At 49.4% G+C, this 13,201-nt stretch carries 7 protein-coding genes; 2 read left to right on the top strand and 5 right to left on the bottom strand.

What is annotated here, in order from left to right; all coding sequences use genetic code 11:
- Positions 1–3 precede the first annotated feature (3 nt).
- Positions 4–3,855 carry an amino acid adenylation domain-containing protein gene (locus tag M0R33_RS00730; protein WP_292563562.1) on the top strand — a complete coding sequence of 1,284 codons (3,852 nt, stop codon included), beginning with the start codon at positions 4–6 and terminating at the stop codon, positions 3,853–3,855.
- On the opposite strand, the gene M0R33_RS00725 is transcribed toward M0R33_RS00730, so the two are convergent.
- Genes M0R33_RS00725 through M0R33_RS00715 form a run of 3 tightly spaced genes read right to left on the bottom strand, consistent with a single transcriptional unit; the run spans position 3,778 to position 7,810 of the window.
- Complete coding sequence (locus M0R33_RS00725; protein WP_292563559.1) at positions 3,778–6,105, bottom strand: cyclic nucleotide-binding and patatin-like phospholipase domain-containing protein; 2,328 nt, start codon at positions 6,103–6,105, stop codon at positions 3,778–3,780. The two genes, M0R33_RS00730 and M0R33_RS00725, sit on opposite strands and share 78 nt — an antisense overlap.
- Positions 6,106–6,107: 2 nt before the next feature.
- The gene (locus M0R33_RS00720; protein ID WP_292563557.1) at positions 6,108–7,529 is read right to left on the bottom strand and encodes an Nramp family divalent metal transporter; all 1,422 of its coding nucleotides are present in this window, start codon (positions 7,527–7,529) and stop codon (positions 6,108–6,110) included.
- 59 nt (positions 7,530–7,588) lie between these two features.
- Positions 7,589–7,810 (bottom strand): DUF1289 domain-containing protein, encoded by a 222-nt coding sequence (locus tag M0R33_RS00715; RefSeq protein ID WP_292563554.1) that lies wholly within the window; start codon positions 7,808–7,810, stop codon positions 7,589–7,591.
- A 278-nt stretch (positions 7,811–8,088) separates the two neighbouring features.
- On the opposite strand from M0R33_RS00715, the gene M0R33_RS00710 reads away from it, so the two are divergent.
- A complete protein-coding gene (locus M0R33_RS00710; protein WP_292563551.1) occupies positions 8,089–8,712 on the top strand; it encodes a TIGR00730 family Rossman fold protein in 624 nt (207 codons plus the stop codon).
- A 41-nt stretch (positions 8,713–8,753) separates the two neighbouring features.
- On the opposite strand, the gene M0R33_RS00705 is transcribed toward M0R33_RS00710, so the two are convergent.
- Positions 8,754–9,197: a type IV pilin protein gene (locus tag M0R33_RS00705; RefSeq protein ID WP_292563548.1), complete on the bottom strand. Its 444-nt coding sequence runs from the start codon at positions 9,195–9,197 to the stop codon at positions 8,754–8,756.
- A gap of 295 nt (positions 9,198–9,492) precedes the next feature.
- Complete coding sequence (locus M0R33_RS00700) at positions 9,493–13,170, bottom strand: PilC/PilY family type IV pilus protein (RefSeq protein ID WP_292563545.1); 3,678 nt, start codon at positions 13,168–13,170, stop codon at positions 9,493–9,495.
- Positions 13,171–13,201 lie beyond the last annotated feature (31 nt).

Genomic DNA, 13,201 nt, shown 5'->3' with positions numbered 1-13,201 from the left:
GTTATGACTGTACCTTCCTCAGATTGCATTGATTGCGTTCTTGTATCAGCTTTAGCCGACAATCAGCTGGCCATCTGGTATGACCAACTCGCCCGTTCAAGCAGTCCCGTGTATAACATTGGCGGACGCTTGGCTATATATGGCGAGCTAAATTATGCTTTGCTGAAACAGGCTTTAGAGCTATTGGTCGCGCAAAATGCCGCATTGAGAATTAGCGTCATCCAAAGCGGCGATCAGGTATTGCAGACCATTCGTCCGCATTTGCCGGTTGAGTTACCGTTTATTGATTTCTCACATAAGGCTAACCCGGAAAGCTTGGTTGCCGAATGGTTGAACGATCGGTTTAAGCAAGCTTTTCCAATCGGGGAAAGCAGTATTTATTGGCAATTTGCTTTGCTTAAAATCAGTAATCGCCAATACGCGCTGTTAACAAAATACCATCATCTGATTGCCGATGGCTGGTCAACTAAAATTGTCATCGATAGGCTGGCCGAATTGTATAACGCCCTGCTAAAGGGGGGCGTGCCGCCGCTACCGGAAACCAGCGACTATTTAGATTATGTAGCGCAAGAAGACCGGTATTTGAATTCAAAGACATTTACTAATGATGCCGTATTTTGGCAACATGCATTGCCGGCATTGCCGGAATCCCTGATACGGCGGAAATATGCCGGAAATAGCCGCTTACAAGAGACTCGGGCCAATCTGCATCGGTTTAGTTTGAACCGGTTATTTTATGATCGGCTACAAGAATGGGCCGGCGAACAACATTCCAGCATCTATCACGTTTTGCTGAGCGCACTGAGTGCGTATTTTGCCCGTGCCCACCAACAGCATCGCATCACTGTCGGTTTGCCTGCTTTGAATCGCAGTGGAGCCCGGTTTAAAAAAGTGGTGGGTATGTTCGCCAGTTTGTCTCCCTTGGTGATTGATATCGATACAGAGATAACGGCGCAAGAGTTTTTAAGGCGGATATCGTTAGCGGTACGGCGGGTCCATAAACATCAGCGCTATCCTTTGAGCGCTTTGCACCAACGCCTGCAATTGTTGAAAAATCATCGTGAGAGTTTGTTCGATTTGGTGCTGTCTTTCGAAAAACAAGAGTATGCGGTGCGTTTTGGGGAAGCCACTGTGCATGCCCGGCAATTATTTAGCGGTTTTGCACTTTATCCGCTGGCAGTGACTGTCTGCGAGTTTAATGCGGCAGACGATATCGAAGTGATTTTTGAGGGCGCGGAAACCTGTTTCAATAAAGTTGAACTTGAGCTTTTAGCGCAACGATTTCAATGGATTTTGCAGCAGTTTATGGATTCGTCCGCTTTGCTTTTAAGAGACCTTGATTTGATACCGGCGGCAGAAAAACAGTTTATCTTTCAACGTTTCAACTCACCAACCCGCTCGTCCCATTTCATCAGTGTTATCAGTCAGTTTTCGGCTTGGGTCGACAAAACGCCCGAAGCCATTGCTGTCAGTCAGCAAGGGCGAAGTGTCACATATCGGATGCTGGATAGGCTCAGCGATCAACTGGGCAGACAGTTACAACAATTGCGATTATCGACCGGTGCCCTGGTCGCAGTCTGCATGCCGCGTTGCATTGAGGCTATGGTGAGTTTTCTGGCAATTTTAAAAATCCGCGCGGTTTATTTGCCCATCGACGTTGATAGCCCCCATGATCGTATTGAAGCGATTTTGCAACAAAGCGGCACTGCGGTCGTATTGACCGTTTGCTCTGAAGTGCGGGTTAGCAAAATGCATCGAAGTTGTATATTCGTTGATCAGCTTGATACTGCAAAGTTGCCCGGCAAATTGGTATGGGTTGAACCTGAAGCGGAAGAATCGGCATATGTGATTTATACATCCGGCAGCACCGGACAGCCCAAGGGTGTCAAAATCCATCATCGCGCACTCTCTCTGCGATTACGCTGGCTACAAAATGCCTTTGCGATTCAAAACCACGAAAGAGTAGGGCAGACTATTCAAACCCATTTCGACCCGTCTTTAATCGAAATGGGTTTGGCTTTAACTCAAGGAGCGGAACTGGTTTTGGCGCCCCATCAGCGATTAATGGCGGATGAGTTGGCCGATTTCGTGTTGTCTGAAAAAATTAACGCACTTGCATTGGTGCCAAGTAGTTTGCGATTGCTCATGCAAGGTTTGCCCGCATCTGGCGATATCCCGCTAAGAGTGGCCTGTTGCGGCGGTGAAACGCTACCGCCCGGTCTGGCAAAGGCTTTTATCGCGCGCACCGGGGCGCAATTGTTTAATGTGTACGGGCCTACGGAAACTACGATTTTAGCCACTGCCTGGCCTTGCAGCATTAACGACCCGGCAGTGTTGCCCATCGGACAACCGTTGGACGATACCCGCATTTTGATCGTCGATAGACAGCTGAAACTATTGCCGTTGGCAGTGCCCGGCGAAATCGTCATCGGTGGTGCCGGCGTGGGCAAAGGCTATTTAAGGCAAGAGGAGGTAAGCCGGCAGGTTTTTGTGGACGACGCTTACGGTGAAGGGGCAAATGAATACTTATATAGAACCGGTGACCAAGGTTATATTGGTACCGATGGGCAATTATATTTTGCCGAGCGCCTGGATCGGCAGGTAAAAATAAGTGGATACAGAAGCGGGCCGGCCGAAATTGAGTGTCTGTTGTTACAGCACCCCATCGTAGCGGGTGCCGCGGTGGTTGCGGTGGAGATACACGGCCAGAAACGCTTGGTCGCATACGTTGCAGCTATAACGAATCAGCCAGACAGTTTGCGGGCTGAATTATCCACTTTCCTGCGGGGACGCGCGCCGGACTATATGCAACCTCGGAGAATCAGCGTGCTGAACAGCTTGCCGGTCACTAGCAACGGCAAGGTTGCCTATGACCGTTTGCCAAAACTGGAACAGGTAACGCGTTGCGACTCTCAACGCGGGCCGATATCCGAACTGGAATCGCAATTGCTGGCCATTTGGCGGGAAACGCTGAAAAATCCAAGTTTAGGGGTGGAAGACAATTTTTTCGAGCAGGATACCGATTCAATCACCGCCATCGGTTTAATCGCCGCTATCGAAAAAATGACCGGTTTTCGGCAATCGATAGCATTTTTAATGGCTTACCCAACGGTCGCGGAGCAAGTTGAGCAATTAAACCAAGTTGCCGTGCATAAGCCGCCTTGTTGCGCGACACTCAGTACTAAAAAACCGCAGGTTAACTTTTACTTGGCGGCGTCGGGATATGGGGACCAAATGCGTTTTCAAGCCTTGGCCGATGTCTTGTCAGAACATTGCACGTTACATGTTCTTTATCCGCCCTCTCTAGCCGCAGAGTTGGTCAGTATAGAAACCATCGCTAGTCATTATGCACAGGTAATCAGGGTAAATGCGCCGCAATTATTTTATTTGGGCGGTTTTTCAATTGGTGGCGTGACAGCGCTTGAAACGGCCCGCCAGCTTGAGCAGCAAGGCTTTCCTCCTATGAAGCTGATTTTACTGGATACTATTTATCCGCGCTGGCCATTAAAATCGGCTTGGCTTTTCAAAACATTGCAAGGCTTGTCCGGCCTATGGGGTTTAAACGAAATATCGCTGAACGGACGGAAGTTGCGGGCCATGCTGACCGATACCGGTATTATTCAACAACTGACTGGTTTGAGTCAGCATTCGATTAGGCCTTATTCAGGACGAACATTGTTGGTCATGTCCAAGCGGATGGGAGGCGCGAAGCGCTGGCTATTTTCCGGATGGGATGGTTTGTTTGGCAGCCAGTTAACCATCGACTACGTGCCGGGTTTACATGGCGCTATGTTTAGTAGCCGTTACTTGCCCATCCTCAGTCAAGTGATCAAGCGCGGTTTGCAGATGACGTAATGTATGTATCGAGTTATTGCTTGGCTGTGGTTGCCATTTTTGCAATTGCTCGCGAGCATATTCATAGCCGGCGTCGGAAATAGCTTGAGCCTGGTGGTAGCCGGTTAGTGGAAAACTGTTGACTGGCGGTCGCAGATATAAGTCCGCCAAACCTTCGCGCATTTTTTTCTGCTGCGCCAAACCGCCTATCATGCTGGCGCGAGTCAATATTTGTACCATGCCCGGCATGTTGATGCGCGGCGCCAAAGGATTTAAGCGGTTCCATAATAGTTGCCAACCGCTAATGCCGCCCAGGCTGTCCGTGTTGTTGAGTAAGTCTTCGCGTTCGTTAACATCCACGGCAATGATGCCCCCGCCTGGATTGAGTTCCCGCATTATATCGACCGGCAGGTTGTTTAATAACGCACCATCGACTAATAGATCGCCATCACTGACTTGGGGGGGGAACAAGCCGGGCGGTGCGTTACTGCTGAGTAAGGCTGCCAGTAGGGTGCCTTGGCGGTGGGTCATGAGTGTGGCACGGCTGATATTGCAGGATACGCAAAAAAATGGAATCCATAAATCTTCTATGTAGATATCGCCGAATAATTTTTCCAACGCAGTCGTCATGGTCTTACCGGAAAACAGTGAGACTAACGGTAATGTCATGCGATCGCCTTGTATACAGAGTTGGCGGGTTTTCTCCAACATGCGTTTTTCATGCCACTGCAGCGCAAATTCGGCGGCCAATACCGCACCCATGCTGTTTCCACCCACTATATCCACGGAAATGCCGCGTTCTTTTAGGGCTTTGAGCACGCCGACATGAGCGAAACCACGGGCTGCGCCACCACCTAAAACCAAGCCCAGCGCATTGCCGGTCAGAAATCGCGCCAGACGATCAAAGTCACTTCGTTGATCTCGTCTGACATGGTAGTGGGAATCCAACTGCCTAAGCTTTAACCAGCGAGATGTGCCGATAGGGGTTGGCGCGCTTTTCGGGTGTTGAAGCACTAGAGTTTTCTTGACTGAGTTATCGTTTAATTCTGCCAGCAATTGCGTTTCAAGAATCCTGATTTCGGGCGGATCATCGGCGGCAACCAAAAAAACCACATGGTCGGCTTGACGCAGACAGCGTCGCGTCCATGGATTTAGCTGAGCGTCGGCTAAATAAACGATGTATTCATGCACCAGTTCCTGTTCGGAAAGCCACTGCACTAGGCTGGCATTATCTTGGTTGCTGAATTTGCATTGGGCAGCACCTTGGCGCATAAAAGCCTGGTCGATAATAGCGCTGGTCAATACTCTGGCAAGCCCATGGTTTTGTAAGCCGTTGAGTAAATACTGACTAAACTCGAATGCATCCAGTTGTGGAGATAAATTAATTAAGGCAAAGGTATTGGCGGTATTGGTTTTAACGTGTGATTTTTTTTCTAGGTGATTAATTAGACTTCGGACAAAGGTTTGGTTAATTTCTAACGGGTGTTGTTTTAGCAGGTGCTCGAAAGCATTTCGGTTCAAGAAAGCCACTGTCGAATCACGCAGGGCAATCACTGTCGCGGTGCGCTTGCTGCCTGATAACAAGCCCATTTCACCCACTGTTTCGCCGCGGCCAATCACGTTGATAATTTCGGCTTGATGATTTTCGCCTTCTTTGCTGATCTGAAATTGCCCGTTAATGACAATACACATATATTCGGCCGGGTCGTATTGCTTTAATAACAAGGTATTGGCGGGGATAGGCTTAATGGTTAATTGATTGATTAAATCGCGGACTATCTGTTCATTGAGGCCGATAAACAAACTAGATAATCGTAACGCCAGCATGGTCTGATTCCAGCCCAACCGTCGCACCAAACGGGTGGTAATGGGAGTGAAATCTTCAGGTTGTTGAAGCAGCAAAGTGCTGAAGGTTTCGATAGGCCAGAATAACAAATTGCAACCGGTCAGGGCCAATGCGCTAGTCGAGCGCATGCTGTTGCCGCACAACAGAAACTCACCGAATAAGTGGCCTTTGCTGGAATGGGACATGATTACCCGGTGGCTGTCATGCTCGCTAAAGATCTGCACCGTGCCTTGCATGACCAGATATAAGCCGTTGGCTTCCTCGCCCTGCCTGAAAATCAAGGTGCTTTGATCCACGCTTATAAATTGCAGGCAATCCGCAATGGTAGCTAATAAATCCGGGCGCGCACCTGCCACCAGAATATTTTGCCCTATTAATTCAATCAATTGACCGCGAGAAGGTGGAGTCGCACGCATGGTCAACATTTTCAATAACCCAGGCTGGATTTAAGGTATAAAACAGCCAGTGTTAAATAGACTAGAAAACTGATGCCCAACAACCAAGGTCGGTGCTTGGGACGCGCCCATGCAGGTAAGTGTGGTGGCAAGAGTTTATGATTTAGCTGATAAAGTGCCACTGGGAAAATAATAGTGCCGATAAAGCCGATCAAGGCGCTGGTTAAAATTAAAGGTCCCGGCGCATCCAGTTGCATGGTAAATGAAGTGATTACAGTCAGAAGAGCCAGGAAAATGTAATACCAGTTTCGGGCGGGCAAGCAGCGGCTTTTGGGGAATAAGGTCATGACAATGTCAGCCTGGATACGGCTGACGGCATCGGCGGTAGCCAGCCAAGTGTCGGTCAAAAAGGCGGCGGCAATCACCAAAAATAACAGTCGGCCGATTTCCCCCCAACTCACGGCAAAAAATTGGCTTTGTACCACGGCCAGTTCATACTCCTGCGGCAGCAAGCCTTTTGGAAACAATAATGCATAAGCCAACAGACAAGTCATCAAGGTGGTGAACAAATTGCCGATAATGCCAACCAGGATGTCGGTGCTCAAAAATCGCCGCCAAACCAGCCAGTTATTGGCGCTTTGACTATCGTCGCTAGGTAAGAAACCGTCGCTGAGAACCGCTTCTTCGGAACCGCCCAAGCCGGTAATGCGTCCGATCAGGCCCGCCATGCCGGCTCCCTTGTCACGCAACCAGTAGGAATAAAATAAAATCCAGAAACCGCCCAGGCCGGCAAAGGTGATGGCGGTTAGCAGCTTGCTGGCATCAGCCGGCTCCCAAGGCCGAGGTATCGCATCGGTGGGCCCAAGCAGGCCTCGCAGAAACTGGGGTAAGCTGGCCAACACTTCGGTTTGCATGCAGGCTGATAACAGTCCGACGACCGTTACCAGTGCCACCAGTTTCATGAAACGCTCGATTAGGGTATAAACCACGCCGCTGGCTAAAATAGCACTTACGAACACCACGATTGATGCGTAGCCCCAGAATAGGCTTTGACCACGCTGGCTCCAACCGTCAGGCCAATGGGTAAGTTCCGCCATGGCGGTACCGCCCGCCGAAGCAAAGGCACCAAACCATAAAAAAGATACACTCATCAGTAACCACAAAAATATCCCGAAGCCGCGGTGCAGGCGAATGAAACCATGAAAAATACTTTCGCCGGTCAGTAAGGTATAACGGCCGATTTCCAGATTCAACGGGTACTGCAGTAAGCAAGCAGGGGCTAACAACCAGATAAAGGTCAAACCATATTTAGCAACCATGTAAGGCCACCAGATCAGCTCGCCACTACCCTGCGCCAGCGCCATCCATACCACGCCCGGCCCCAGTGCAGCCCACCATCCGGGAAAGGCCGGCACGGGACGTCGGTTGAGTTGACTTAAATCACTGATGTTCATAAATTGTATATTTTTGAGCGGCTGGTTGCGATGATTGAAACGAGAAAGGGGCGTTAACATTAACCCGTGTGGCTTTCATTGGCTTTTTGCAACTTTTTCAAAATACTTTTGCTGATGGCCGCAACAAATTCTTCAGGATTATCGTAATTTTGAGACTGAATAAACGCTACTGCGGATTTCACAATGTGTTTGGTACCGGCAATTTCCTCATGCGAACGTCCGCAGCCTTCGCAGTGCGTACCTTCTTTGGTGCATTGATCGATACAGGGATTGAATTTCATGCGGTTTCCTCAACGGTCGAAGTATAAAAGATAAATTGCTATTGTATGTCGGCAAGCTGGGGTTCAGCAAAACACTAGAATTATTCGTGAATGAACAAATACAGCAGTCTCCAGCGAATCAACACCTGGGCGGATAATGACATACCAACTTTCCGGCAGATATTCGGCTTTCCCGCCGCTATTATGTGGGAGCGTAACCAATGTTATGACGTTGATCCGCATAAGCCTGAACTATCATTTGGACCTAGACTAAACAGACATCAACTTGCAAAGTTAATATGACAACCATCAAAAGTATCTGTGTTTATTGCGGTTCCAGTCCCGGTCGACGAGACGTATATTTAGCTTCGGCGAAAGCGCTCGCTGAGTCGCTGGTTAATCGAAAATTACGTTTGGTTTATGGTGGGGCTGGTATCGGTATTATGGGGGCGCTGGCTGATCATGTGCTGCAGCTTGGCGGCGAGGTTGTCGGCGTCATCCCCAAGGCCCTGTCGCATAAGGAAGTTGCTCATCCGCGGCTGACTGAACTGCATATTACCGCTTCCATGCATGAGCGCAAGATGAAGATGGCCGAGCTGGCCGATGGATTTATTGCGCTTCCGGGCGGAATAGGCACGTTTGAGGAACTGTTTGAGATTTGGACTTGGGCTCAGCTGGGAATTCATTCCAAGCCCTGCGGTTTATTGAATGTAGATGGCTATTACGATGCGTTACTCAGTTTTTTAGAACATGCACGAACAGAACAATTTGTTAAACCGCTGCATCACAGTCTGTTGATGGTGGAAACCGACTGTGATGTATTATTAAGCCGCTATGAAGATTATCAATCGCCCGTTTCTAAGCATAGTACCGGGCTGGCAAGGATCAAATCCGATAATATGGATTTACCCAGTTGGCTTTAAAGGCCATAAAATGTATTCATAAACGCTTTCAAGCTGGTTTGTTACCAGCAATTGGTAGCTGTCCCATCGACCGCCCTTGCTCCCGTCTGAGTAAGTGTAAATGTGCCGCAATCATCGCCGCTTTGCGGACCGGTAGGTGCCGCGCTTAATGTATAACTACTGAGGGTGGCGTCACTGATCGTTATCGTGTAATACGTTTGGGTTTCCGGCGTAACGGTGTAGATTGCAGGTGTGCCGGTGTCTTCAACGTTTGTACCGCAACCGGTGTCGGTTCCGGAAGCATCTGCCGCATCGCAATAGCTGTTTCGCTCGGTAAAGCGTCGCTCCATGGCATTAGCTAATCCCAATAACGCCGCTTTGGCATCCGCTCGGCGCGATTTGCGTACACTGTCTTGATAACTGGGCAGCGCAATGCTAGCTAGAATTCCAATAATAGCAACGGTAACCATTAACTCGATAAGCGTAAAAGCTTTTTGTTTTTGCATAATGCCGGGGGATAAAATTTAACTGGGAGGAAAGTTCGACTTATCGACAGGTTGTGTCTCTGGGATGGTACCGCCCGGTTCGGGGTATTCATCCTTGGAGTTCCTATCAAAGTTGTGATTGTCAGTTCCACTTTCGTGATTTTTGGGTTGGAAAGGGTAAAGGGCAATCGGTTTAGTATTTTCAGGCTGCGCGGTATTAGCTCCCCTATCGGTTGCCGTTACCAATATGGGTGCGAACGCCAAGGTCAAAATGACTGACAATAATAATATACTTTTCATGTGTAGACCCCTTAACTTAATGATGCATTTCTTGCCATGAGTTTCTTTTCATGTTCGATAAAGGCGTAGCAGGAGGAGGCTCCGGTGGAGCGGTTGGTGGCCTGACTCTGCGTTTCTCTATGGTTGAACCGCCGCTTGTTCCTGGTGTGTATTGGTAATCCGTTAAGAAACTTGACGAAGCAGGTAATCCGCGCGTAAAGCGTTGTCCGGTTGCAGCGTAAGTTGAGCCACCTGAGTACAGTAAGTCAGCGCTATCGATCGTGTTGTCGCCATTTATGTCGAATATTGCAGTTGCCGGACGGCCTCCTGTTGAAAGATCGACAGACATTAACACCCCTGAACCGCCCGCGCTACAAACTGTATTTTCCGGAATCCAGGTATTGAAAAACAAAAAATCTCCGAAAATGTCGGGATCGACTATCACGCGTTCACCAGTATTTTGCGTTAATTGGATAAACCAGCCCTGTTTAGTAGCGTAGTCGACCGTATTGTTGGTTAATACGCTGAATCGATTGGTAACATCAACGTCATTAAGGGTAAAAGCATTTGGTAGAAAAGTTTGTTCGACCAACTGCGCCGACGTGATAGAGGCGGTTCCATGATCCCAAACGCCATAAAAAGCTTGAACGTCGGTGTTCGTTACATCCGTGTCGACCAAATATTGGCCCGTACCGAAAAATACCAGTACGTTAGGTGCCGCACCGCCGGGTTGCGAAGGATGAGCTACCAATGCGGGCTTGCTAGTTATTGGTTTGCCGGCGATGAACAATGGTTGCCCGGAATAAGCTACGTTCCAATCAGAGGCAGTCGCACTTGATACGTCGAACGCCCACATATTGCCTTTTAAATCGCCCGCATAAATCCGGTCAATAACGTGGTCACCGGATATGTCGGCGGCGAGCGGGGTGGACAAGCCGTTGCAATCGCTGGTGGGATCGATGCAATCGCTGTTGGCAATACTGCCTATGCCTGTACTAATTTCGATATAGTCCGTGCCTGGGGTCCAAACGCCGTCTAAGCCGCCGTCCAGAAACAGCACGAATAATTTAGCTTGTCCGTCTCCGGTATTGTTATAGCCGTTACCTATAATGGCTGCCCAGCGGCCATTTGGCATCAGGCCTATGCTGGGTTTACTGAAGGTAAAGCCCAAGTCGGCGTCATTGTTGTTGGTGAACTCCCATAACGCAATTTGACTGGCATTAGCCTCGGAAAACGTTGTTGGGTCGGTGATATCCAGAGCAAATATCCCCCTGCCGCCGGCTCGTTCTCCGCCTACTAAAACCGTATGCCAAGATGTGCCTGTACCGGTATTAATGTACACATCTTCAACGGCAGAAGCCAAGTCAACGTAGAAACGATGCGTGAAAGCAGTGTCGGTGTAATAATGCAAACCGTTTAGGGGGTCACCTGAACTGAATAAATTGCCTGGTATGTACCCAAGGGCTTCGCTGCCGTCGGCGGCCGAAAACCCGTGCAGCATGCCGTCGTTGGCGCCTAGATAAACCATTTCGGCTCGGTTTACATTGTTGGCTGCAAAATCGCTATATTGGGCACCGGATGCGGTTGGGAATGGAGCGCTATCCGGCCATGCGGAACGCGGTGAGCCCACAAAAACCGGATCGGAATTGACAATATCGCCGAGTAATTTACTACGATCCCTAAAGCTATAAGTACCGTTTCGGCTTTGTTCGTTGCTTCGGTCGCCACGTAGGTAATTGAGGCGCGCCTGTCCCTTGGCATTGTCGGCGCCAATGGTTCCGTTTGGATCGGTCAATAAATCGTCCTTTTGAGCGGTTGTCAGATTAGCCCATTGAAAAGGAATACCTCCGCTGCCGTCGCGGGTCAGAATAATACGTGTCGTTACCGGATTGGCGCGGTTGTCCAAAATATCCGCGGCCCCCGCAGGGTTGCCGCTGACGGACCAGCTTGGGGTAAGAGCCACATCCCCAGTCATGGTGTTGAGCGCAAAAGCCAGTAGGTCGCCACTCCATTTATTATTCAGATTGTTGAATTGGGCCAGAAAAACCGCACTGGAGCCGGTTAAGGTGGTGGTGTTAAAAGAAACCGATGCGGCACTTCCCGAACGGTCGCCGATACTGGCTAGCGCCGTGGTCAGAGCCGCATTAACCGCTTCCGGCGACGAAGCCGATACGAAAGCGCCGCGGCCGTTATAAGCGGCGTGCCAGAGATCGTCGATTTTTTCAGGATCGCTATTAAATGGGTTACCCCAGCTACCGCTTTCAGCCAAACCGGGTGCCGTGCCCGGCCAGCCGTCGCCATCGGCGTCGGTTAATAATCCGCTTAATCCGAAGGCAACCCCAAAGGTCACCATATGTTGGTGATTAACGGTATCGAACACGCTGTTGGGTACGTTATCGGCCAAAGGGCTTAAATCGCGGGTGTAATAGTATCTTGCCACGTCCGCTAACGTTCGGCTGTGGCCATCGCCATCAGCATCACTAATGGTGTCGGAAGGATTATTACCATTCCAATACCCATCGGTTAGCAACAGGGCGAAATTTTGCTGGCATTCCTGGACAATGGGGTCGGTCTTGCTATCGGTGTTGTCGTAATATTTACCGACGCGCTCCAGACCGCGACGAAGCGGGGTACCCGACTCAGGCCAATTGAAACGGAATAAATCGCTAATAAGGGTTGAGTTATGAGATGCAAAATTGGCCGCTAAATCCGGTACTTCAGTAAAAAAAGTACTACTGTTGATCGTGTTCAAGCCATAGCGAAAACTGGGTTTTTCCGATATGACTTTGGCGATGGAGCCTTTAGCAACGAAAGAACGGCGGCGGGAATATTGATACCAGTTGGCAATGTTTTGTTTTTCTTGGGCCAAGCTGCGGCCATTCAGTCCTGTTAACAGGGTGGTAGTGGCCTTGGACTCATTTAGTTGGCCTTTATTGTTGCCGTTGGCTGTAGGGGAATAAGTGATGACATCCTTGGTGATGGAATTGGCATTGACAGTATACCGGGTGTGTTCGTCCCAATAATCCATTAAACCGTTTGCGCCGACGGTTCTATCGATTTTGGAACCGCGATTGGGGCGGGTGCCATTGTAGCCGTGGCTGTCCGTCCAAACTTCAAATACAAATCCGGTCAGGTTTTTGATGTCGTTGTAGCCGGATTCGCCGCTTTTGGGATTGCTTCTCGCCGCAGTGAAGCTGGCATTCGGCATGGCTGTGCCGTCGCCGTTCTGCCAAGGTAAATAAGTGGTATTCGGGTTGTAATAAAGGACATTTAGGTCGGAAGAACGAACCCGCCACTCATAACCACGCACAGCGGAATCGCAACTTTCCAGTTTTGGATAGTCACTGGCATTGCAGCCACTGTTATAGAGATTGTCGCCATTGTTAAACACGTATGCATAGGTGCGAAACGCGCTACCGGAATAAATTCTTATTAGACCGTCGTTTAATAAACCTCCGCAATCATCGGGACTATTGTTGTTGCCGGGGCTATCCTTGTCGTACGCACAAGAATGCCAGTAGTTTTTGGTGAGAATTTCCCAGTCCATCGAGCCCGAATCGTCTAGTTCGAAGAATACATTAGGCGGTACGTTGCTCATGGTGAATAGCGGAGAATCGGCCAGTAAACCTGGTGCCGCTCGCGCCGGTATCGTTACCATAACGGCTAATATCAAACCGATAGACCAGAAAATTAATTTGGATAGGTTAGTAGTCATGTTTAACTCCGGGCCAATTGGCCTGAGCGGA

Origin of the sequence: Methylomonas sp. (assembly GCF_023228165.1) — a bacterium.
Lineage (GTDB): Bacteria > Pseudomonadota > Gammaproteobacteria > Methylococcales > Methylomonadaceae > Methylomonas.
This window is presented reverse-complemented; position numbering and strand designations above follow the sequence as displayed.

What these genes read in the sequence shown, in the direction of transcription:
- M0R33_RS00730 (WP_292563562.1), top strand. Translation starts at nt 4, where the DNA reads ATGACTGTACCTTCCTCAGATTGCATTGATTGCGTTCTTGTATCAGCT.
- M0R33_RS00725 (WP_292563559.1), bottom strand. Translation starts at nt 6,105, where the DNA reads ATGTTGACCATGCGTGCGACTCCACCTTCTCGCGGTCAATTGATTGAA.
- M0R33_RS00720 (WP_292563557.1), bottom strand. Translation starts at nt 7,529, where the DNA reads ATGAACATCAGTGATTTAAGTCAACTCAACCGACGTCCCGTGCCGGCC.
- M0R33_RS00715 (WP_292563554.1), bottom strand. Translation starts at nt 7,810, where the DNA reads ATGAAATTCAATCCCTGTATCGATCAATGCACCAAAGAAGGTACGCAC.
- M0R33_RS00710 (WP_292563551.1), top strand. Translation starts at nt 8,089, where the DNA reads ATGACAACCATCAAAAGTATCTGTGTTTATTGCGGTTCCAGTCCCGGT.
- M0R33_RS00705 (WP_292563548.1), bottom strand. Translation starts at nt 9,197, where the DNA reads ATGCAAAAACAAAAAGCTTTTACGCTTATCGAGTTAATGGTTACCGTT.
- M0R33_RS00700 (WP_292563545.1), bottom strand. Translation starts at nt 13,170, where the DNA reads ATGACTACTAACCTATCCAAATTAATTTTCTGGTCTATCGGTTTGATA.